General features: G+C 58.9%; 33 protein-coding genes. 9 read left to right on the top strand and 24 right to left on the bottom strand.

Annotated features, from left to right (window positions below):
• Positions 1-250: 250 nt before the first annotated feature.
• Together NCCP691_RS20595 and NCCP691_RS20600 are read right to left on the bottom strand one after the other, a co-directional pair.
• Positions 251-457 carry a hypothetical protein gene (locus NCCP691_RS20595; protein ID WP_220810453.1) on the bottom strand — a complete coding sequence of 69 codons (207 nt, stop codon included), beginning with the start codon at positions 455-457 and terminating at the stop codon, positions 251-253.
• A gap of 279 nt (positions 458-736) precedes the next feature.
• A complete protein-coding gene (locus NCCP691_RS20600; RefSeq protein ID WP_220810454.1) occupies positions 737-1,294 on the bottom strand; it encodes a hypothetical protein in 558 nt (185 codons plus the stop codon).
• A 224-nt stretch (positions 1,295-1,518) separates the two neighbouring features.
• Here NCCP691_RS20600 and NCCP691_RS20605 point away from each other — a divergent pair, with 224 nt between their 5' ends.
• From NCCP691_RS20605 to NCCP691_RS21665, 5 genes are all read left to right on the top strand, one after another.
• On the top strand, positions 1,519-2,100 hold the full coding sequence (locus NCCP691_RS20605; RefSeq protein WP_220810482.1) for a recombinase family protein: 582 nt from the start codon (positions 1,519-1,521) through the stop codon (positions 2,098-2,100).
• A gap of 72 nt (positions 2,101-2,172) precedes the next feature.
• A complete protein-coding gene (locus NCCP691_RS20610; RefSeq protein ID WP_220810455.1) occupies positions 2,173-2,427 on the top strand; it encodes a hypothetical protein in 255 nt (84 codons plus the stop codon).
• 227 nt (positions 2,428-2,654) lie between these two features.
• Positions 2,655-2,897, top strand: a complete 243-nt coding sequence (locus NCCP691_RS20615; protein ID WP_220810456.1) for an excisionase — start codon at positions 2,655-2,657, stop codon at positions 2,895-2,897.
• Between the two features lie 9 nt (positions 2,898-2,906).
• A complete protein-coding gene (gene xisR, locus NCCP691_RS21465; protein ID WP_238482537.1) occupies positions 2,907-3,203 on the top strand; it encodes an excisionase family protein in 297 nt (98 codons plus the stop codon).
• Entirely contained in the window at positions 3,204-3,500 is a 297-nt protein-coding gene (locus NCCP691_RS21665; protein WP_220810457.1) for a helix-turn-helix domain-containing protein, read from the top strand.
• A gap of 323 nt (positions 3,501-3,823) precedes the next feature.
• Here the strand turns inward: NCCP691_RS21665 and NCCP691_RS20630 are convergent, their stop codons facing one another.
• From NCCP691_RS20630 to NCCP691_RS20710, 17 genes are all read right to left on the bottom strand, one after another.
• A complete protein-coding gene (locus NCCP691_RS20630; protein ID WP_220810458.1) occupies positions 3,824-4,057 on the bottom strand; it encodes a DUF4224 domain-containing protein in 234 nt (77 codons plus the stop codon).
• A 4-nt stretch (positions 4,058-4,061) separates the two neighbouring features.
• Positions 4,062-4,370 carry a hypothetical protein gene (locus tag NCCP691_RS20635; RefSeq protein WP_220810459.1) on the bottom strand — a complete coding sequence of 103 codons (309 nt, stop codon included), beginning with the start codon at positions 4,368-4,370 and terminating at the stop codon, positions 4,062-4,064.
• Positions 4,371-5,201: 831 nt separating this feature from the next.
• Positions 5,202-5,690, bottom strand: a complete 489-nt coding sequence (locus tag NCCP691_RS20640) for a hypothetical protein (RefSeq protein WP_220810460.1) — start codon at positions 5,688-5,690, stop codon at positions 5,202-5,204.
• An 11-nt stretch (positions 5,691-5,701) separates the two neighbouring features.
• On the bottom strand, positions 5,702-6,094 hold the full coding sequence (locus NCCP691_RS20645) for a hypothetical protein (protein WP_220810461.1): 393 nt from the start codon (positions 6,092-6,094) through the stop codon (positions 5,702-5,704).
• Positions 6,095-6,210: 116 nt separating this feature from the next.
• Positions 6,211-6,510, bottom strand: a complete 300-nt coding sequence (locus NCCP691_RS20650) for a hypothetical protein (RefSeq protein WP_220810462.1) — start codon at positions 6,508-6,510, stop codon at positions 6,211-6,213.
• A 4-nt stretch (positions 6,511-6,514) separates the two neighbouring features.
• Positions 6,515-7,348, bottom strand: a complete 834-nt coding sequence (locus NCCP691_RS20655; RefSeq protein WP_220810463.1) for a hypothetical protein — start codon at positions 7,346-7,348, stop codon at positions 6,515-6,517.
• Positions 7,349-7,357: 9 nt separating this feature from the next.
• On the bottom strand, positions 7,358-7,603 hold the full coding sequence (locus tag NCCP691_RS20660; RefSeq protein ID WP_220810464.1) for a hypothetical protein: 246 nt from the start codon (positions 7,601-7,603) through the stop codon (positions 7,358-7,360).
• A 138-nt stretch (positions 7,604-7,741) separates the two neighbouring features.
• Positions 7,742-8,422 carry a hypothetical protein gene (locus NCCP691_RS20665; RefSeq protein WP_220810465.1) on the bottom strand — a complete coding sequence of 227 codons (681 nt, stop codon included), beginning with the start codon at positions 8,420-8,422 and terminating at the stop codon, positions 7,742-7,744.
• Positions 8,419-8,679, bottom strand: a complete 261-nt coding sequence (locus tag NCCP691_RS20670) for a hypothetical protein (RefSeq protein WP_220810466.1) — start codon at positions 8,677-8,679, stop codon at positions 8,419-8,421. Before NCCP691_RS20670 ends, NCCP691_RS20665 begins: the two co-directional genes overlap by 4 nt.
• The gene (locus NCCP691_RS20675; protein WP_220810467.1) at positions 8,666-9,589 is read right to left on the bottom strand and encodes a DUF7146 domain-containing protein; all 924 of its coding nucleotides are present in this window, start codon (positions 9,587-9,589) and stop codon (positions 8,666-8,668) included. Before NCCP691_RS20675 ends, NCCP691_RS20670 begins: the two co-directional genes overlap by 14 nt.
• Positions 9,579-11,069, bottom strand: a complete 1,491-nt coding sequence (locus NCCP691_RS20680) for a DEAD/DEAH box helicase (RefSeq protein WP_220810468.1) — start codon at positions 11,067-11,069, stop codon at positions 9,579-9,581. Before NCCP691_RS20680 ends, NCCP691_RS20675 begins: the two co-directional genes overlap by 11 nt.
• Positions 11,070-11,244: 175 nt before the next feature.
• Complete coding sequence (locus tag NCCP691_RS20685; protein WP_220810469.1) at positions 11,245-11,532, bottom strand: hypothetical protein; 288 nt, start codon at positions 11,530-11,532, stop codon at positions 11,245-11,247.
• Entirely contained in the window at positions 11,529-11,960 is a 432-nt protein-coding gene (locus tag NCCP691_RS20690) for a helix-turn-helix domain-containing protein (protein ID WP_220810470.1), read from the bottom strand. Before NCCP691_RS20690 ends, NCCP691_RS20685 begins: the two co-directional genes overlap by 4 nt.
• 3 nt (positions 11,961-11,963) lie before the next feature.
• Positions 11,964-12,173, bottom strand: coding sequence for a helix-turn-helix domain-containing protein (locus tag NCCP691_RS20695; protein ID WP_220810471.1), 210 nt, complete (start codon positions 12,171-12,173; stop codon positions 11,964-11,966).
• Positions 12,174-12,314: 141 nt separating this feature from the next.
• Positions 12,315-12,893, bottom strand: coding sequence for a hypothetical protein (locus NCCP691_RS20700; protein ID WP_220810472.1), 579 nt, complete (start codon positions 12,891-12,893; stop codon positions 12,315-12,317).
• Positions 12,894-13,358: 465 nt separating this feature from the next.
• The gene (locus NCCP691_RS20705) at positions 13,359-13,616 is read right to left on the bottom strand and encodes a hypothetical protein (RefSeq protein ID WP_220810473.1); all 258 of its coding nucleotides are present in this window, start codon (positions 13,614-13,616) and stop codon (positions 13,359-13,361) included.
• A 191-nt stretch (positions 13,617-13,807) separates the two neighbouring features.
• Positions 13,808-13,990, bottom strand: a complete 183-nt coding sequence (locus tag NCCP691_RS20710; RefSeq protein ID WP_220810474.1) for an Arc family DNA-binding protein — start codon at positions 13,988-13,990, stop codon at positions 13,808-13,810.
• Positions 13,991-14,127: 137 nt separating this feature from the next.
• On the opposite strand from NCCP691_RS20710, the gene NCCP691_RS20715 reads away from it, so the two are divergent.
• The 4 genes from NCCP691_RS20715 to NCCP691_RS20730 all read left to right on the top strand — a co-directional run bounded on the left by NCCP691_RS20715 (position 14,128) and on the right by NCCP691_RS20730 (position 16,036).
• Entirely contained in the window at positions 14,128-14,310 is a 183-nt protein-coding gene (locus tag NCCP691_RS20715) for a FitA-like ribbon-helix-helix domain-containing protein (protein ID WP_274387246.1), read from the top strand.
• Between the two features lie 301 nt (positions 14,311-14,611).
• Positions 14,612-14,881, top strand: coding sequence for a hypothetical protein (locus NCCP691_RS20720; protein ID WP_220810476.1), 270 nt, complete (start codon positions 14,612-14,614; stop codon positions 14,879-14,881).
• Between the two features lie 170 nt (positions 14,882-15,051).
• On the top strand, positions 15,052-15,699 hold the full coding sequence (locus NCCP691_RS20725) for an AAA family ATPase (protein ID WP_220810477.1): 648 nt from the start codon (positions 15,052-15,054) through the stop codon (positions 15,697-15,699).
• 49 nt (positions 15,700-15,748) lie between these two features.
• The gene (locus NCCP691_RS20730; protein WP_220810478.1) at positions 15,749-16,036 is read left to right on the top strand and encodes a YlcI/YnfO family protein; all 288 of its coding nucleotides are present in this window, start codon (positions 15,749-15,751) and stop codon (positions 16,034-16,036) included.
• Between the two features lie 248 nt (positions 16,037-16,284).
• Here the strand turns inward: NCCP691_RS20730 and NCCP691_RS20735 are convergent, their stop codons facing one another.
• From NCCP691_RS20735 to NCCP691_RS20755, 5 genes are all read right to left on the bottom strand, one after another.
• Positions 16,285-16,698, bottom strand: coding sequence for a hypothetical protein (locus tag NCCP691_RS20735; protein WP_220810479.1), 414 nt, complete (start codon positions 16,696-16,698; stop codon positions 16,285-16,287).
• 656 nt (positions 16,699-17,354) lie between these two features.
• Positions 17,355-18,713 (bottom strand): helix-turn-helix domain-containing protein, encoded by a 1,359-nt coding sequence (locus NCCP691_RS20740; RefSeq protein WP_220810480.1) that lies wholly within the window; start codon positions 18,711-18,713, stop codon positions 17,355-17,357.
• Positions 18,714-18,869: 156 nt separating this feature from the next.
• The gene (locus tag NCCP691_RS20745) at positions 18,870-19,037 is read right to left on the bottom strand and encodes a hypothetical protein (RefSeq protein WP_220810481.1); all 168 of its coding nucleotides are present in this window, start codon (positions 19,035-19,037) and stop codon (positions 18,870-18,872) included.
• A 434-nt stretch (positions 19,038-19,471) separates the two neighbouring features.
• Complete coding sequence (locus NCCP691_RS20750; RefSeq protein ID WP_220810453.1) at positions 19,472-19,678, bottom strand: hypothetical protein; 207 nt, start codon at positions 19,676-19,678, stop codon at positions 19,472-19,474.
• A gap of 279 nt (positions 19,679-19,957) precedes the next feature.
• Positions 19,958-20,515 carry a hypothetical protein gene (locus NCCP691_RS20755; RefSeq protein WP_220810454.1) on the bottom strand — a complete coding sequence of 186 codons (558 nt, stop codon included), beginning with the start codon at positions 20,513-20,515 and terminating at the stop codon, positions 19,958-19,960.
• Between the last annotated feature and the right edge of the window lie 214 nt (positions 20,516-20,729).

Here is a 20,729-nt window from a genome sequence, read left to right on the forward strand (position 1 = left end):
GTGGGCGGCACCGGACCATGGATGGCGCACAGGTTGCGAGTCTGGCAATGCGCGAGATCCGTGACGTCGGTGAGGTCGACGGGGCTACCTGGCTCTGCATGACGTCGGTGAGGTCGGGGAGGCTACATGACTCTCTCTAACGTCGGTGAGGTCGGGGAGGCTACAGCGATCTACTAACGTCGGTGAGGTCAGATACTCTGCCGTTTCCTCTGATCATTTCTTTCTGGAACTTTACGCCAAAAGCGTAGTCTCAGTTGTTGCGCTTGGTCGTCAGCAGCAAGTAACAAGCGACCAGGCCGATTGAAAGGAGTACGCCCATGTGGCAGCTCACGACAATACGGCACCACGGCTGGCCGTTCTTCAACAGCCAAGATGCACGACTACTCGCCACTGGCGCCATCCACCATATCGTATTGGTGCGAATGACTCTGTAGAGTAGTTGCAGCAGGCGGCTCATCTGCCTTGCTTAACCGGGGCGCTTCGGCGCCCCTTCTGTTTTCAGCCTCGTCAACCTGCGGGCCGGAGCGGCAAAAATCTGTGGGCAACCTGTTTAAGGGCCGGAGGGACATCCTGTGGATGACACGCTGGAAATCCTTGTGGATGTCTTTGGCTGCGCTTGCGACTGATCAACTTCGCTTTTCCCTTCCCAATCAGTTACTTACACTACATACCCCCGAGTTACTAACAGGCCTTTCCACTGAAAACGTGGATAAGTCATTGCTTGTTTCCCCAGCACCTAGTCCACTTCATATCGGCCAAGATCATCCGCGTTGAAGCGAGCTTGAACGCCATTTTCAGGGGTCGCCAGCAGGTCTCCATTTCGCTCGATGCGGGCGAAGACATGCTTGTGCTTCATATCCAGCTGGTGAATCATTGCCAACGCCTGCTCTACCAGGTGCTTCATTTCCTCCTGGGAGTCATGCAAGTCTTCAATGGTGAGCGGCTCTTTCTTGGCATTGCGATATTCAGTAAGGTGAGCCTTCCATCGCTTTGCAGCAGCGTGACGGTAATCCTCGTGGCGTCGAAGATAAACGCAAATCTCACTACTTTTCTTTCGGAAGTAGTACCGCGCGTTTTGAATGGCAACGGTTTCGATCACGCCCGCCCAGTCCTCGCGCGCCTCCTCCGCACGTAGAAAAAGCGGGGGGATTTCATAGTCCGGTCTTTCCGAGGTTAGAACTGCCACAATCTCCCCGTTCACCTCAATTCCAACCTCCTCTATCTCTCCCTTGGTAATCCCATTCAGGATTTTGGTCAGATCTTTCCGGACAACTGATGACTTCAAGATTTCCATCGCAAACCTTCAATTTGTAGTTTCACATTGCAGTTTACTGTAGCTGCATATCGTAGTTTTTGCAAGGGCGAGTTATGACGTTATGACGTCAAAAAACGACCGGTTATTGACGCATGCCCCAAGGTATCTCGATGTGCGTCAATAAATTAGGGTTGTATTTTTTGACGATGCGCGATATTCTGAACAGGTTTTCTGAACAACAAACCGGGACAGGGAGATCGGGCATGGCAACTTTTGCGTACGGACGAGTCAGCACCACCGAGCAGACCACCGAAAACCAGAAGCTGGAGATCCAGGCCGCCGGGTACACCATCGATTTCTGGTTTGCCGACGAAGGGGTCAGCGGCAGCACCCAGGCAAGCCAGCGCCCGCAGTTCAGCAAGATGCTCGACAAGATCCGGGACGGGGAGCGCCTAGTGGTGACCAAGCTCGACCGATTGGGCCGCGATGCTCAGGATGTGGGCGCAACTATCAAGGCGTTGGCCGCACGACGCATCGAAGTCATCGTTCTCCAACTCGGGAAGCTGGATCTCACATCCCCGGCCGGCAAGCTGATGCTGACGATGTTGGCCGCCATGGCAGAAATGGAGCGGGATCTGCTCATCGAGCGGACCCAGGCTGGACTGGCTAGGGCCAAGGCAGAGGGCAAGACGCTCGGGCGCCCTTCCAAGACCACCCCGGCCATGCGCATGGAGGTTCAGGCGAAGTATGCGGAGGGCAGAACGATCACTGAACTGGCCAAGGAATACAGCCTGTCCCGCGGAAGCATCCACAATTTGCTAAAACCGGGAAGCGTTGATCCCTGATCGTATGCACCAACAGGAACCGATGGGATTACCTCGAGTCGTTACTGGGACGTGACTCGTAACGACAAGGTGATGGTGATGGACCAGGCGGAAATTCTCAGGCGAATAAAGGACACCAATACGGCAGACCTTGACCCCGATGGTGCCGCAGAAATCTATGCGCACATCCTTCTCTACTTACAAGAAAGCATTCCGGAGGCGGATTTGCATCGCCTGATCCTTCTTGCAGCAGTTATGTACAAGAACGGAATAGCCGTCAGAGAACAGTTGCAAATACCCAGCCCTCGGATTGATCTGGACAACCCGCCCAAAACGTATCTGCAGTAGGGCAGGGTTGAAAACGGATGCGGTGCATCCATCTACAAGTCGTCTCCTCCCAACTCTCTGAGTTTGGATTTGCCCGTTGCGGGAATACCCGCCGCGGGCTTTTTTACGCCATAACGTACTGCCTGCCCCCAATTCAGACCCAGTTCTGATCTGGAACTAGGTGCGGCTACCATATCGGGCGCATCCTCTCTCGAATGAAACGGAAAGAGTCTCTTGCCGAGTGGGTCATGCGCGCGACACCACCTGAGAAGCTGAGGAAACCACCGGTGGTGAAGAAAGCGCAGAACCTGCCGGCCAATCTTCCTCGCCTGGTTCCGCTCCAAGTATGGGCCGATCTGCTCATGGGTGAGCACGCCCCGCACAAGAACACACTTCGCAACTGGGTCAATTCTGGCCGCATCCACCCGCGACCAGTGAAGATTGGGAAGCGTTGGTTTGTCCAGCCTGACGCTGAGTACATCTCGGACTAGGGGGAGCGAATGGCCGGCGACGCTCTGGAGAAGGCGCTGCTCGACCTGGTAGAGGCCAAAGTCCGAAGCATGGATGCAGAGCGCCGCATAGCGCAGCCCACGCCGACTGCGCCGCCTGTGGAAATCCACGTCCGCTATCTCCTGATCCCGCTCTTCTGCCGCATTACCGGGTACACAGAAAAAGCCGTACGCCGCAAGATTCAGGACGGCAAATGGATCGAAGGAAGGCACTACCGGAAGGCTCCGGACGGCCATATCACCATGGATCTGCAGGCCTATTACCGCTGGGTGGCGGAGGGCATATAGATGCTGACCGTCCGGGAAGCGGCATCAGTGCTCGGCGTGAGCGTCCGGCAGATGTACAACCTGGCCGCACCTCGCGGTCCTATCCCCTGCTACCAACTCGGGCCACGCATGACCCGCTTTTCCCCCTCCGATCTCCGCGCCTATCTCGACTCATGCAAAGTGGAACCCGCCGTAACATCCGCCTCCCCTGCCCCTCCTAAGGTGCATGCCCGCTCGCCAGATGGCGGGCTACGCGCTGCCTTTTCCGCCGCCGGCATTCGCCCCCGAGTGCCAAGAAAAAAGAAACTCGCCCAATAGGAGGGTGCATGGCTACTTTCATGACAAAGGCCGATGTCGCCGGGATGCTCCACTGCAGCATTAGGCATGTCGAGCGCTTGATGCGGGAAGGGCTGCCGTTCATCCCAATAGGGGGACGGAAGAAACTGTTCTGCGCTGAGTCGATAATGCGTTGGCTGATGATGCGCGAGTCTTGCATCCCGAAGAGAGCGATCACAACCGGAGCGCCCCGACCGGCTGTGGCTGCGCCGAATGCATATCTTGAGTATGTCGCTGAGAAGGCCGACAAGCGAGAAGCCAGAATGCGGCGGGACAGAAAACCCAAATAGAAAACCTCGGCAGGGCTACCAGTCTCTGGCGTTCATGGCATCCCAGTTCGGCTCTATTCCCGGGGCCCTTCCCTTTGCCGCTTCACCGCCTAGAACCTGGGTTACATGCGCCCATAGGATTAGTATCGACCCGTCCGGTCTGACCTTGTGCGTAATCCCTAAAGCATTCAGAACTTCGCGCTGAGAGGATCGACGCCGCTTACCGGTAAGAGCCGCGATCTCGTCACGGTCGAGGAACGGAACATCCATTGGCCTATCCCTCGATCACGCCCATCAGCATGCGCGCCTGGCTCAACAGGTCATCCCGCACCGGATCTGCCTTGTCGCCAGCTGTCATCCGAATGTAGCCGGTCAGGTCTCGCACCAGGTTAAGCAGCGCCGTCGTCTCTTCCTGGCTCGGGCCTGCTCGCCACTGCTCCAGCTCCTCCACCATTGCCAGGATGCGTGCCGGCTCAGCTGCCACACAGTGGAAGTTTGATTCCACTACCGGCCATTCCTCGTCGTCGCGGTCGCCGTGCTGGTATTCGAGGGCTGCTGCTTTGATGGTTTGGAGGTCGAGCATGGGGCGTGTAGCACATTGATATACAGACCCCTATCCTGCCATCCCACCGAAACGCCCGCAAAGTTCGGCGGCCGAACTTTTGTGGCACGTTTGCCGTACAGCCCCCTATCCTGCCTTAGCCCCAAATCGTCATGCGGAGTTTGGCCGCCAAACTCCGCATGGATGTGACCTGGCTGTTCCACATGATCCAGCCGGTTGTCAGATACCAGGTTTAGAAGTGGGGATGATCCAGCCAGTAGTCGCCCTTGTAGAAGTCACGGTAGGCACGGTAAGCGAAACCGACCAGCCCGCCGACGCCTAGCACCCAGAGAGCGACGCTCATTGGCCAAGGCATTTCTTGCACCTGGCAAGCGGACTTTGTGAGGGAGGTGAAGAGGTCGCAGGACGCCCCCACCATGACGTGATAGGCCACGGCGACAATCAGCGCGAGGGCGGACCAAGAGAGCGGCCTGAGACAGCGATAGCGATTGGGGATCTTACGACGGCGTGGCATGGCTTCCTTTCGACGTGACTTACTGCGTATTCCACAGATGGCCCACTGCTGCAGCCAGGACGAGGATTACGCCGGCCGCTGCGGTCATTCCACCAAGGAGATCGCTCGAGCTACCCCAAAGCACCGCACCCAACAGCAAGAGGAAAACGCCCGCTGCAAAGCTGAATACATAGAACCGGTCAGGCATGACTTCGCTTGTTGTTTTGGAAAGCAAAATTACAAACTTTCCACACGCCGGCCGCAAGCCATAAACATGGGATCGACCAAGCAGAAGCTTGACTCAGAACAGCCGATTTCCGGATGACTCAGATGCATGGCCGCGCACTGCGGGCACACATCTATCGCTGAAACTGCCTGGTGGGTGGGTAGCCGTTCTTCGCGCGCAGATCGTTGAATGCGGCTTCAAGCCGCCCGTCTCGCACGCCCTGCCAAATTCCCCGCGACTTGAACGACGACATAGCCACCACCTTGCCCGTCTTCGCGTTCAAGAACTGGAACTGGAAGGACTGCAGATACCTGGTGAAATCCCAGCCTGCGTCGTAACTGTATTTCACGACCAGATCCGTTTCAGTTGGCTCCTTGATCGGAATGCCAACCACTTCTATCCCCATATCATTCAGCTCCTTGAATAGCGCGGGGTAGATCTGGAACTCATCTTCCTGCAGTGATTCAATGTACGCTCGCTTATAGGACTTCAGGCCTGAACCCGCCGATCCATCTACGGTCACGCCGGCGGGCATTGCCATGTCGGTGTTCATAGTTCCGCAGCCGAAAAGCATGGCGGCAAACGCTAGGACGACAAAGGTCCTGAACGCGTCGATCTTCATTGCACTCCCCCTCATTGCTGTTTCGTGGATGTCCGATAGAACGTAGCAGTCGCTTTCGCCACGAACCAGCAGTTCTTCAGCAAGCCACTTTCCTTGCTAAAGCGGATGTTGGATAGTCCGTCCGCGCCTTCCGCGTATGCAAGGAGTTGCAGGTCATCCACTAGGACGCTCTCCCCAGGCGCGGAGTCCTGTGCGTACTGATGGCAGCGCTCCGCCGTGAAGTCGCCAATGGGAGTCGCTCCTGCTGGCATTTCCGGCGAAACCTTCACGTGTAGCTTGGCTTGGCGGCGATCTTGGAGTGAGTAGCTGGTGTTCAACCCATTACCGCGCTGGCCTACCAGGTTACCGTGTGCGCAGCCGGTTAAGAGCGCAAAGGCAACGATGATCAGTATTGTTCTTTTCATTTCTCCCCCAAACCGTGGAAGCGACAGCGGGACTCACCTCCTGCTCGTCATCCGACGATGTTATCAGAAGGAAACTATCCTGCTAGCCCCATAAACGGGGGAGATCCTGATGCGGATTAAGCGATGCCGGCCTTTCTGCCACTCTCCTCAATGGCGAGCAGCACAAGACGCTGCGCGGCCTGCGCGCCCTCCATACAGTCCTCAGACATGCATTCGTGGACGAACTGTGCTTCATCTCTGCGCAGCTCGTCACTCAGGGCTGCAAGGCCGTCCCCTGCCACCAAGGCAAGCAACGTCTTCCGATACACCTGATTTTCCCCGGCTTGCCTGAGTGACGTCCTGGTCAAGGCGTCAAAGTCGGCCCGCAGTTCGGCGAGGTCCCTCAGCAAAGCATCGATCACCTTATCGTGCGACATAGACTCAACCTCCCACGACAGGCCAGTCAAACGTCCTGTAGCCAGACGTCCAGTTGTTGACGTCCTTCGTCCAGTCGAACGACTTGGGCAGCGGCTTGAAGGCGGTATTGTTTTCCGCGCCCCAGAACCCGGTTCCCAGGTTCGTCGGCTTCGGAGCGGAAGGCGCCGCACCAATGCCGGAGGGGGTAGGCGTCGAGTACATGCCCGAGCCAAGCTCGCCGGCCTCGGATGTCACGCCCGTCGACCCGGCGCCGTTTGCCAGCCCAAGAGTGCCCAGCCCCATTGCGAGCTGGCCGCCGATCATCAAACCGGCGTTGGGCGTTCCCGCCGCTTTGACCGCAAACTCGTCCACCTCCCCCATGCGCCTGGAGAAGTTCCCGAGCCGGTCGATGCCGGCCGCGGTGTCAGCCATGCGAATCGCCTCATTGGTGCGCAGCTTGTGGGCCGCGCCAGTCTTGCCGAACAGGCGCGCCAAAGTTTCAGCGTTCTTCATGATCTCGGCCTGTGATCGAGCTCGCGCCGCCATGTAATCGTCGGAGACGGCGCCTTGCGTGGTCGTCGCGCTGGAATTGATCTCGGTGGCCGACTTGGCCGGCGCGATGTATTCCTGCGTGAGCTGCTGCTCGATCCGCGCCTGTTCGGCCGCGCGGTTGTCCGTGTTGAACTCCTGCGCCTGGTTCATCGCCTTCTGTTCGGCCTGCCGCTGGTATTCGTCATGTCGCTGCGACGCCCGCAAGGCTTCTTCCTGTGCGCGTTTGGCCGCGTCGGAGGTGGCCTTGTACTGCATGCCGGCGCCGGCAATCATTGCTACGAGCGACGCTATGGTAATCGGGTCCATGAATGCTCCTTATTCGGATCTCTCATAGGGAAAAGTATCTCTGAGTGCTGTATTTTTTTGGAACATTTGGCATCGCCGCAGCTGGTGCGGCTGCAGGGTGACCAGATCCCGGTCGTCGCCATCTTCGTAGCGGCACTTGACCCTTGCAAAAGGGTCGTGTTTGGAGGCGCCGGACAGCAGCTTCTGGATCACTGCTCGCCGCCCTGATGGCGTCAGGACGACGTCGCCGGGCTGGAAATCCTCCAATTCGTGCATGTGTGCGTCAGCCGTCCACATCATTTCGCCCCTCCCATGAATTGCCGCAGCCGCTTCATCAACTCCCGTACCTGGTGCATCTCGGCAGATCGTCCTCCATGCTTGTAGGCGTTCTTGGCCGAGCGCTCCTTGCCGGCGTCACTTTTTGGCCCGCTTGACTGCTCCCACGGTCTCCAGTTGCGGATTGCTGCCGCCTGCTTTGCTCGTCGTTCCGGTGTCCAGCCGTTCGCCATGCGTGGCCTCCAATAGTTCGTTCGTCGGGGTTACGTTTTTCTCCTGCGGGCGCGCGGTAGGGCCGGCGGCCGGCGCCGCGCCGTTGTTCACCTGCTGCTGCTGGGCGATGTTGGTCTGCCGGATGAAGGTGGCCGACTTCGGAAACTTGATTTCGGCAAGCGCTTCAATCGATGTGCGGCATTGTGATTGCGCCTTGAGCGCCATCCGCATAAACGTCTCGGCGGCGGCGTTGTGGCCGGCGTCCATGCTCCGCTGCGCGCGGATCAGCAGGTTGTGGAACACGGCGTCCAGCGTATGGGCGTGCACCGTCAGCATCGCTTCGGGGCGCGAAAAGTCGCCGGCCTGCACCGCGGCGCTCTGCTGATCCAGCGCCGTCTGGAGCGCGCTGAAGTGCAGGTGCTCTTTCGGCACCGTCACCTGGTACCCGCCGATTGCCGTCAGGGCCACGACGCTGGGATCTATCCCGGAACGCGCCAGCGCTTCGTGCACTGTCTCTCCCTGCTTCTGCTGGAACGCTACCTTTTTGGGGTCATCCGGCACCGGCCCCGGCGCGGTCTCCTTCTTCTGCTTGGTCTGCCTGGTCATGCTTCCTCCTTCGATAGGTTGGCGAACGGGTCCGGTATGCCCTGCTCGGCGCACCAAGCCTGCAGACGGATATAGCCGTTCTCTTGGGTTTGCTCGTAGCCGGCTCGGTGGGCGGCGGCCAGCGCGGTCCAGTACACCCGCATCTGCGCGGGGTGCGCGCGCGTGTGCGCCTTGATTTCCTCGATCTCCGCCGGCGTCCATCCGTACCGGTTGGCCAGGTAGGCGAAGTCCTTGATGAACTGCCTAGACACCTTCATCGGCCCAGTCCTTTCCTTCCGTGTCCGGAATCTGGATCTCGACGGCGAGGCCCTCCCGCACCAGGCGGCGAGCGAGCGCGAAGGCGGCAGACTGCCCGGTGTAGCTGGCGTCGTTGTCGCCGGCGATCAGCACCCGCTCGATGCCTGCCGGCGGCACCCAGGCCTCCAGCAGCGTGGCGTTCGTCGCCGCCCAGACGGGCACGGAAAACCGACGAGAAGCCGCCAGAGCCGTTTCGATACCCTCAGCAATACCGACACACCTGCCGACCGGCGAAAGTCGCACAGCGGCCGTATTTAGAGGCTTGCCGGCCATGATCTTCTTCGGCTTGGGCACCGACGCCTTCCGGCCGTCCGCCGTCAGGTAGGTTCGATGGATGGATGCCCCCTTGCCGTCTGGGTAGCGCATCATGGCCAGCATTGCCGGGAAGGTACCGAGCAGCGCGCCGTCGTCGTCGACGTACCGGAGCGCCGGGTGGTAGCGCAGATCGGGCGTCGCCACCTCGGCACCGGTCCGGGAGCGCAGGTATCGCGCCACCGGGTCGCCGGCGGTCACCGGGCGGGCAGCGCTCCAAACGTCGCGCAGCGCCTGCAGCTTGCTCTCCTCCGTCCGCTCAGGTGCCACCGGGCCGGCCGGAACCACGCCGATCAGCCGGTCCACCTCCTTGGCGGCATGCTTGAAGTCCCAGCCGAAGACCCGCTGCAGCAGCTTGAAGCCGTCGCCAGAACCGCAATGCGAGCAGTACCAAGTGCCGCGCCCCTCCTTGTCGTCGAACCGGTACCGGTCGCTCCCGCCACAGATCGGGCAAGGGCCGTGCTTGTTGCGCAGATGCCGGGCATCGATGCCGAGCGTCTGCAGGATGCCCGGCCAGCGGCCGACGGCCTCATCGGATGTCCTGGTCTTAACCTGCACGGCGCACCCCCTTCGCATGGCGGATCTGCAGGTGCTTGAGATAGTCCAGCGTCTCCTGTGTCGGCTCGGCTGTCATGCGCACCAGGCCGACCGGCCACACGCCGAAATACTCGCGGTACTTGTGCGACACCCAGCCGTCCTGGTAGCCGCGGCTAGCAGCTACCGCGAGCAGTTGGCTGTAGAAGCTCTGCTTGTCGGCCTTCTGCGCCTTCTTCCCGCGCTTGGCCACCAGCACCAAGTCGCCCTCCTGCACTTCCACGTCGGACTGCTTCTTAGGCTCGAAGCCGCAAACCGGGCATTTGTGCACCTTCGCCGGCTTCATGTAGCTGCAGGAGGAACAGGCCTTGGGCAGTTGCTCCTTAGCCTCCTTCTGCTGGCCGCCTTGCTGCTTCTTCGGGCTGCCGTCGTCCAGTTCGAGCGGAAACTCGTCGGTTGGGAAGCCCAAGCGGGTCACAGTGCCGGAGTGGTCCAGGATCAGCGCGCGATCCTTGCTCTCATGCGGGCGCAGCACCCGGCCCGCCATCTGGATGTACCGGATCAGGGAGCGGGTCGGCCGCGCCAGGATCAGCGTGCGGCATGCCGGGAAGTCCCAGCCTTCGGCGAGGATGCCCACGTTGGAGATCACCAGCGTTTCGCCGCTCTCGATGCGCCGCAGGATCGCCTGGCGCTCTTCCTCCGGGGTGTAGCAGTCGATGTGCTCGGCCGGCACGCCGGCGGCATTGAAGCGCTCGACGATATGCCGGGAGTGCGCGATGTTGGAGGCAAAGCAGACAGTCGGCGTACCCTTGGCCAGCCGAAACCAGTGCGTAACGATGTCGCCCACCAGCTCCGGCTTGTCGACCGCGCGGCCGACGTCGGCGTCGGAGTAGTCCATTTCCCCGAAGGCGTTGCGGCTCTGCTTGATGCCGGTCATGTCCGGCTCGCTCGGCGCGTAGACGTCGCAGTCCACCAGGAAGCCGTCGGCGATCAATTCGGGGATGGTGGCAGCAACCACCATCTGCTCGAAGAGCGGGCCGCCGAGCTCGTCATAGTGCTTGCCCAGCCCGCGGGCATATGGCGTTGCGCTCAGGCCGATCACCGGGCACTTCGCCGCGGCGATAACCTTCCGGTAGTCGCTGGACCCGGCAACTCCGTGCGCCTCGTCGATGATGAGCAGGTCGACGTCCGGCATGCCTCGGCGCGCCACCGTCTGGATCGAGGCCACCAGCACCGGCTCATAGACGTTGCGAGTGTTCTCTCCTTGGATGATGCCGTGCGCGATCTTCGACTTGGTGAAGCGCCGGGACGTCTGCTCGACCAGGTGCACGCGGTTTGCCAGGAAGGCGACCCGCTTCTGCTTGGCTCGGGCGCCCTTGACCAGGGCCATGCCAATCTCGGTTTTCCCGGAGCCGGTCGGCGAGCAGATGATGATCCGAGACTTCCCCCCAGCCAGGGCAACGCGGCTGTTCTGTACCGCGTTCGCCTGGTAGGGACGGAGCACGATGTCCGATACTGTGCTGGCCGCCCTGATCCCGTCCCCTTGGCTGGGGAAAGGGTTTATCTTCTCTTCTCTTCTCTTCTCTTCTGAGTTGCAAGTAAGTCGCTAGCACGCTCTTCTGCGTTGCAAGTCAGTGGATAGCATGGTGCTAGCACGTTGCTAGCATCTGAGGCGTGAGTCATTTGCTAGCGCCTCCTTCCGGGATCAGGAAGCCACGATCCACCAGGGAACAGAGATCCAGTCCGGTGATGCTCAGCTTCTTTTCGAGGAACGGGACGTCGGCCGGCACCTTGCCGTTGTTCTGACTGGCGTACAGCCAGAGCAGCATCAAATGCCCCTTTGCCGCATCCGACAGCGAGCAGAAACCGTAGTCATCGATCACCGCGCGGTGTAGCTTGATCCAGGGCGGATTGCGCTGCCCGTAGTGCTGGAAGTCCTTCCAATTTTTCACGGCGAGGAGCTTCATTGCACCTCCTCGGCAGGCGTCGACTGTTGCGGTGCCGGCAGGCGACCGACGAGGATGTATCGCGCGACGCCCCGGTGGAAAAGCCCATCCGGGCCGATCACGTTTTCGCGCCGGGACTCAATGATCCAGCCGTCGGCCTCAAGATCTTGGATGCGGGTAGCCAGCCTGGCATAGCCGGCGGCGGTGCCTTCGTAAGTGTTAAGGCCCCGGTCGCCAAGGAAGGCGAGCACCTTGGGCAAGGTCGACAGCTGGCGCTCGCCTGCAGAGCTGTTCAAGCCGACGCCGTTGTCTTGCAGCTCTCGAACCAGCCTGGTGATATGATCGGCGCTGCATTCCAGCACCTTGTTTTGCCCCATCGCTTTGGCCTGCCCGCCTGCGATCCCGACGCCACCCTGCCCGGTGGCGTTGTCATTTTCGGAGTAGGCCATGGCTCACTCCTTCGCCGCGCACGGGGCGATAGTGCGGGCCTCGATGAAGGCCTCCAAGTCGGACATGCGATAGCGAACCAGCCGACCGATCTTCACGTACGGCAGAGCGTACCGTCCGGTATTGCGCCAGTTGGCCAGGGTCTGGATGGTGGTTTCGAGGATCTCGGCCGCCTCACCCGGCGGCACAAGCTTAGATTGCGTCTGAACAGTCATCTGCACACCTTTGAAGAAGTCCCCGCCGTGCTTCAGCGCTCTGCTTCGCGCTCTTTGCATCTAGCGGTATGACTGAATCTTCAAAGCTGGCCTATCCCTCCCCGCAACTATCCCTGTATCCCTCAGTTTGAGGGATGGATGCTATTCGCCCTCGTATCGGATTGCGTCGGCGGCGCGCAGGCGTTCCCACGCAAGGTCAAAGACCTTGTCAGATTGGAATAAGTTGATGTTCTTTCGCATGGCGTCCCGGGCATCCTTCTTGGCGCCTGGTCGGTTATGACTCCACTTCTCTAGGCAATGCAGATCCCTGCCGTCAGCTTTCAGCCAATCGAGAATTGCAGTCTCCTGCAGCTGCTGGGTGGAAGGTGGACGCCTAGGCGCCTCAGGCAGTGGGAGTGGCATCTGCCCGCGGCGCTGGTACAGGCGCTCCACGATCTCGATAGCCACGTCCCGGTAAACCAGCCATTCGTCCGAGAGCTCGTCCCAGTCGTGGCGGTCATAAGGAATCAGGGTTTTCGGATGTAGGAATTTCACGTCCCCCATCCCATCCATGGCTAGCATCTTGTTGAGAATCGGGACTGCCACAAACCCGAGTGCAGTGCCCTGCTCCCCCGACGCTCGCGCCACAAACTGGGCCAAAGTCCCTACCTTGATCAGGTCATTTTCCCCTGCATTCCGTATCTCCTCGAGCAGCCCCTGGATTTCTGGAGAGTCGAACATATGCGCCCCTTCACGCGCCCCCTATGTCGGAGGCTGTGCCAGGGTGGTAAGGGTTGCCACCTCTTCGCCCCGTCGAGCTAGGCACAGCCAAACTTGTGCAATACTCCGCCCATAACACGAACAGCGGAGACTTGAATGCGACACCTTGCCGGCATTGCGTTTTTCATTCTGGCCTCTGTCGCCTTTGCCCAGAAAAACCCGCTGCCCGTGGCCCCGCAGTCTATCCCACCGCACATGCTCCAGTCGCTGCAATCCCGACACCAGTCGTGCGGCAGGCTGAGCGATGAATGCAGGGCCGTATGTGAAGCCGCGAATGCGCTGAGCGACAGCGCTTCAGACCTCGGTCGCTGCGCTGGCAGACATGACTACAGTGAGGACTGCCGGCGCCGCTTTCGGGGCGTCCGGCAGGCGTTCACCGAATACGAGTCGCTCGTGTCTGAAACCAACGGAGAATGCTCCCGCTAGTCACTGCTCACGCTGCCTGTCAATTGACAGCGCTCCTGCCTTCTCCAGGGCGGAGAGGCAGGTCAGATAGGCACGGTGCAGCTCTTTGCGCATGGCTTCAAGAGCGCATCCCATCAACATGGGGTCGATGTCTGACTTGATGACTCCCTCCATCGTCAGACTAAGCTCCTCGATCTTGTACATCTGCGCCTCGATGCAGTCCACGTGTTCAACGGGGATGAGCAATGCGCCGGCGGCCGGATGGTTATTGGTAGTCATTTTGCACCTCCCTGCGTACGATCCCGCTGCTCGATGGTGCTCTGATGGACGACCTCAGTCGTGTTAACATTCTGCGTGTGCATGATTTACCCTCCAGTGTGTAGCGTGCACGTCCGGCGGAATCAAAGTTCCAGCTTCGACCCGCCACCGTAAGCGCCTCGTCTGTTCCAGCAGTCGAGGCGTTTTCCTTTTTAGGACTGATTACTTCTCCTCGCCAGTCCCAGTTCCTCCTGCCTCTTGCGCTCCGCCATAAGAATCGCGGTAATTTCAGCGTTGACGCTGCGCAGATTTGCCTCGGCCCGCGCTTTCACCCACTCCTTCAACTCTGGTGGAATGCGAACGGGTGTCGGCGGCATTTGCTTTGATTTGGGCATGGCTCCCCCAATAGTTGTCCTCAGGCATTAGACTCTTTTTGACTCATAGAGTCAAGTAGACTCTTTGCGGAGAGTCAAAAAGGCTCATATCCTCGCGTGCTATGTCTTCCACACAGCCAACCCCCTACCCTCTTCGGATGTCCGAGGATCTGCGTGCACGCTTGGAAGAACTGGCCAAAGCGAACCGACGGAGCCTGCAGGCGGAGATCACAGCCATTCTTGAGCAGTCGCTGAGCGGGCAGGCTGGTGCCCAGTTCGACATGGACGCCTTTGCGGAAAACATCGCGGATAAGGTGGCCGCAAAGCTCAAGAAGAAATGATTGATCCTGCCGATTCGGCAACCACCCCCCTTCCACAACCCACCAGAATGCGCTTCGCGTCCGACACCCGCGTCTATAGCGTAGTGCTTGACCAGGATCTGCTTGGCGACTGGACCGTAGTCCAGTCCTGGGGAGGGAAGGACAGCCGACGTGGGGGCGGCAAGATTACTCATGTGCCCAATTTTGAGGATGCTATGCGGCTGCTCGAGGCCATCACTCGGCGACGCGCGCAGCATGGCTACAAGATTTTGTAGCCGCGCTAAGCTATGCTCGTCATCCCGATATGACAGCGAGGGGAAAAATGCCCGTATACACTTTCACATGCACTGACGGCACCGAATGTGGTGGTGAAGGAACATTCAATGGATCTGTGCCTTGGTTCGGTCTAACCAACGAACAGCTGGACACCATCGCCAATAATGGCTTCGTAGAACTCACGCCAGATCAGGTGCAACAGAACAAGATCGAGTTGGACGATAACGATAAAGAGGCCTTGAAGGCTTTTAAGGTCTTGCACATAGAGCATAAGCTTGGGGTGACCTCTTGTGATGACTGTGGTGCAAACGCCTGACCCCGCACCCGGGCTCGATAGGTGCTTTCATTGATAATTGGCATTATCAATGAAAGCAACCACCTTGCATTAGAGCCCAAATAACCCCGCTATTTCCAGCTTTGAAGACTACCCATTGAATATTCATTGAATTACCATACGGTCTCCAGTAAATATCTAGGGAGAACCGCATGGACGGTAAGGTCATTGTTGTCGCCTCCACCAAGGGCGGGGTTGGCAAAACCACCGTAGCCCTCAATATCGCCATCGCGCGCGCCATGCAGGGCCGGGACGTCTGGTTGATCAATGGCGACCGCCAGGACACAGCATCGACGGCAATTGCAATCCGCGGAGAGGCCGGTCGACACCCTCCGATTGCCACCGCTCACTATCCGGACGGGAGCGCCCTGCGCACCCAGCTGCTCCACCAGCGCAGCAAGTTTCAGGACATCGTGATTGATGTTGGCGGCCGTGATAGCACCGCCCTCCGCGCTGCCCTTTCCCAGGCCGACCTGGTGCTAGTGCCGTTCCAACCTCGGTCTTTTGACACCTGGGCGGTTGCCGACATCGCCGCGCTGATCGAAGAAGCCCGCGCCACATCCGGCAAGCCCACCGAAGCCCTCGGCTTCCTGAACATGGCCGATACCGCAGGCTCCGACAACAAGGAGGCGGTCGAAACCCTGGCGGACTACCCGGCGATCAAGTACCTCGACACCCCGATCCGGCGCCGCAAGAGCATCGCCAATGCCGCCGGCAGCGGCATGTCCGTGCTCGAGTACCAGCCCAAAGACGAGAAGGCGAACGCAGAACTGAACGCACTGCTGAAGGCTATCTATTGAACATTCTTTGAATATTCAAAAGGCATTCAACGCATATTTGGAGAATACTATGGGAATCACCAAGCGCCCCGCGCCGGCACCTCGCACGCCGGAAGCAGTCGAGAGCTTCATCAACGGGGCACCGGACGCCAAGGTCACAGCGCCGAGGCCGCAGGAGGATGTACTGCCGCCATTGCCAAGCCAGGACGATGAGGAGGGCAGCGTGCAGATTACCCTACGGATCGGCAAGGAGCAGTTGGCCAGGCTGACTGCCGCAGCCAAGCGCCAAGGCATACCGCGGGCCAGCTACATCAAGCGGGCGATTGCCCTGCAGTTGGCGGCCGACGAGAAAGTTTGAGGATGCTCTCGAACGGATATCGAAATCATGCTTCCCGAACATCCATTGACTATCAAAAAAACAGTCAATGAATATTCAATATCCTGCTTTTCGGGGTGTTGAGGAAACCCCACCATGGTTTAGATATCTAACCGGTAGCGCGGATTTATCCTATAATTCGCGCCAGAGGTGCAGGGGCGCTGGACAGAAGTAAGTTACCCAGGACTGTACCTCGCAGTATTCAACGGCCGCCTTCGAGGTGGCCGTTTTCATTTCAGGTCCTTGGGTTTGATGTCGTCCCCCTTGGGAATTACCGACAGCAGCTCTGCCTTCGGGCGGCGCGCATACAGCTCGAGCACGCCCAGATCCCGCACCCGATTCCCATAGCCGTCTTCCCTCGAAGAATGGTTCATCACGCCCGTCATCTTGTGATGCGCATGGGCAATCGATTCGGCCGAAAGGGCGCTCTCGACCATGACCGCCATGTCCTCGATGGTGTAACCATCGGCGCTCCGACTTTCGTACAGATGCCGGCCCAAGAAGAGGACCACCGGTTCCACCAAAAGGGGCTTGCCTTCCTTCTGCCGGATCGCATTGATCGCCTGGTGCTGCGTTTCTGTCAGATAGCCTATCGACACCACTTTGGCGCGCTCGCCGGCTTTTAGCAGGGTGAGATTCGCCAAGATGAGTTCCCGGCCGTTATCGAAAAGTGGCATTTGGTGCGGGTGTCGATGAGATGAATACCTCGTATTGTCCACTATCACGGTTGCCCGCCAACTGATGGGAAAATTGCAATGTGGCCGAAATTGTGAATTTCGCAATAAAAGACTGAGTGCGAACAGCTCTGCAGCCGCTCACAAATCGAGCTTCCTGCAATGACCGCGTTAGGTTCCAGAGCCCTCATTTCGTTGGCGTTCTGGTCCCAGAGGCCGGGGGACAGTTCGAACACGGCAGTCTTGCCATGGCAATCAATGAATGTCTTCTGAAAATTCATTGAATATTGATTGGATATTCGAGAAAAGGGCTAAGCGCTGGCTGTGGACATCCCCTTCGGGGACCGTGTGGACAAGCCGGCACAACTCTATCGAGTTGCACCCAGCTTGCCGCACACTTGCCACACAGCGGTAGTCAGCGCGCCGCCACCGCTTTCTCATCAGTTTGAAATAAACCCAAACCTTGCCGCCGAGGACATTGGCCGCTCGATGATGGTTGCCATGGTCAGGCCGGGGTAGATCGTAAACTGTCTGCGCCCCACACCATCCCCTCAGGTCTCATCCCTGTTTTTGGGTAGTTTGGTATTTCCCCAAACCACATCCTCGCTCGACCCTTCGGGGGAGGGCTATATAAGGAGGGCGGACTTGTCCACTTCTCCGGCTTCTTTCAGATATCGGGAAACCGTCTTGGCCGAAATATCCAGCTTGGCGGCGATCTCCTTCATGCTGACGCCCTGGGCATGCATTAGCCGGGCGCTCACAGCTCGCTGCTGCACGTCCCCAAGGTAAGCCTCTCGGTTCTGTTGGTATCGGCCTTCTGCCACCCGGTCCCGCTTGGAGTCGCGCTCCTTCTTCCGCGCCTTGATGACATCGGCTGGCGCCAAGCAGCGCAACTGGTCGTGCAACTCGGGCGCGATCAGATCGCCCATCCACTCCCGCAGGGTATCGGCTTTGAACCGGTACCGGGGATCGACCTGCAGCCCGCGCCAAAGCACTGTCTCGCCCGCGTGGGCGGCCCGGGCGCGCTCGATGATCGGAGCCATCTGGTCCCGCACTTCCTTTTCCAGCAAGGTCGGAGTGAAGGTCTGTGCCGTCCGCATGATCTCGTCTTCAAGGATATCTGTGTGGGCGAACCAGGACAGGGAGACGGCCATGAGGAACAGCACCTGGTCCCGATGGCCGGGCGCCACACCGCCGAACCAATGGTGCTCGCAGATCGCCACGAGATCCTGATAAACGAGGTGCCACCAGTCGTAGATTGAGCCGGTAGCGGTGCGAGGAGATGCCTTGCCTTTGCGGGCAGCGCCGGCTTTGAAGTCGAACATTTCCGCCTGGTGCACCGGCATCTTGGGCGCAGTCCGCGCCGCGGTCTTGCTCATCCGGTCGCGCGTGCCGAGCACTTCGTCGGCTAGCTCATGCATCGTCCAAACGGCATCGGTCAGCACTACACCGCGCACCTCGGCGCCGTTCTTGGCGTTGACGGTGCCGACTAGGCGAAGCACCCGGGCGCAGTCTCGCGCCTTGGGATCGGCGCCGAGCGGCGCGAGGGCGGCGACAATCGCATCCTGAACGCGCTGCCACACTGGCAAGGCTTTGGCTGGCGTAGGGGAGAGCGGCCAATAGAGATGTAGGCCACGCCCGGAATAGACGGCAAAGGACGGCGCCGGCATCTTGGCCGCATGAAGCGCATCGAGCGCGGCTTCCAGATCCATCATGCCGTCGATGTCGACGTAACAGGCCCGCAGGCTCTTGAGCTGCCGGACGTTCCGCCAGTGGAAAAACTGATTAACGGTCAGGTAGGTGTCGGGGGAGCCGGCAAAGCAGGAGATCACCTGGGCGACAGGGTCCCCTGGCATCACCTTGGTCCACCGATTTTCAGACTTCCGGGCCTCCCAATACAACACGGCGCCATGCGGCGATGCGTGCAGCCGATCATGGTGGTTGATCGGCTGAGAGAGATCCAGCGAAAGTTGAGCTACTGCCATGCGCGCACGAAACACCCGCGCGCCGGCCTCTGATGTGCTTGCATCAATTTGTACCGACGTGTTAATCTGCCGGTACGAACTCCGCCACAGAGTTATGCAGTACCGGTCCTACGCGGCCACACTGAAGCCACCTCGCCAAAGGTGGCTTTTGTGCTTTTAGGCCATTGCTCTTGCGACTACCTCAAATTCCGTAACACCCATCTCCTTCAGGCTGCGCAGCACGGTGTCCAAGCTGCGGAAAATCCTCGGTTTCCCGGTGTTCACCGCGCAAAGTGGTGCCTCACCGAAGCGGACCTCATAGCCGTCCTCGATCTCCACGGCCATGCATTTCCCCGGCAAAGGGGAATGTGCCGACCGGACCTTCCGAAAGTTGACGCGTTGAATTGATCCCATTCGTCCATTGTGTCACGAAACGCCCGGTCTTGTGACTCTTTTTGCATGTCGCGCCGGTTTTTCATTTCCCTCGGGAAGGTATAGTTCGAATTTGGCCAGCCGGTAAAGAATTTGTGTGGGCGGCACCGGACCATGGATGGCGCACAGGTTGCGAGTCTGGCAATGCGCGAGATCCGTGACGTCGGTGAGGTCGACGGGGCTACCTGGCTCTGCATGACGTCGGTGAGGTCGGGGAGGCTACATGACTCTCTCTAACGTCGGTGAGGTCGGGGAGGCTACAGCGATCTACTAACGTCGGTGAGGTCAGATACTCTGCCGTTTCCTCTGATCATTTCTTTCTGGAACTTTACGCCAAAAGCGTAGTCTCAGTTGTTGCGCTTGGTCGTCAGCAGCAAGTAACAAGCGACCAGGCCGATTGAAAGGAGTACGCCCATGTGGCAGCTCACGACAATACGGCACCACGGCTGGCCGTTCTTCAACAGCCAAGATGCACGACTACTCGCCACTGGCGCCATCCACCATATCGTATTGGTGCGAATGACTCTGTAGAGTAGTTGCAGCAGGCGGCTCATCTGCCTTGCTTAACCGGGGCGCTTCGGCGCCCCTTCTGTTTTCAGCCTCGTCAACCTGCGGGCCGGAGCGGCAAAAATCTGTGGGCAACCTGTTTAAGGGCCGGAGGGACATCCTGTGGATGACACGCTGGAAATCCTTGTGGATGTCTTTGGCTGCGCTTGCGACTGATCAACTTCGCTTTTCCCTTCCCAATCAGTTACTTACACTACATACCCCCGAGTTACTAACAGGCCTTTCCACTGAAAACGTGGATAAGTCATTGCTTGTTTCCCCAGCACCTAGTCCACTTCATATCGGCCAAGATCATCCGCGTTGAAGCGAGCTTGAACGCCATTTTCAGGGGTCGCCAGCAGGTCTCCATTTCGCTCGATGCGGGCGAAGACATGCTTGTGCTTCATATCCAGCTGGTGAATCATTGCCAACGCCTGCTCTACCAGGTGCTTCATTTCCTCCTGGGAGTCATGCAAGTCTTCAATGGTGAGCGGCTCTTTCTTGGCATTGCGATATTCAGTAAGGTGAGCCTTCCATCGCTTTGCAGCAGCGTGACGGTAATCCTCGTGGCGTCGAAGATAAACGCAAATCTCACTACTTTTCTTTCGGAAGTAGTACCGCGCGTTTTGAATGGCAACGGTTTCGATCACGCCCGCCCAGTCCTCGCGCGCCTCCTCCGCACGTAGAAAAAGCGGGGGGATTTCATAGTCCGGTCTTTCCGAGGTTAGAACTGCCACAATCTCCCCGTTCACCTCAATTCCAACCTCCTCTATCTCTCCCTTGGTAATCCCATTCAGGATTTTGGTCAGATCTTTCCGGACAACTGATGACTTCAAGATTTCCATCGCAAACCTTCAATTTGTAGTTTCACATTGCAGTTTACTGTAGCTGCATATCGTAGTTTTTGCAAGGGCGAGTTATGACGTTATGACGTCAAAAAACGACCGGTTATTGACGCATGCCCCAAGGTATCTCGATGTGCGTCAATAAATTAGGGTTGTATTTTTTGACGATGCGCGATATTCTGAACAGGTTTTCTGAACAACAAACCGGGACAGG

The organism is Noviherbaspirillum aridicola, assembly GCF_019656455.1.
Classification (GTDB): domain Bacteria; phylum Pseudomonadota; class Gammaproteobacteria; order Burkholderiales; family Burkholderiaceae_D; genus Noviherbaspirillum; species Noviherbaspirillum aridicola.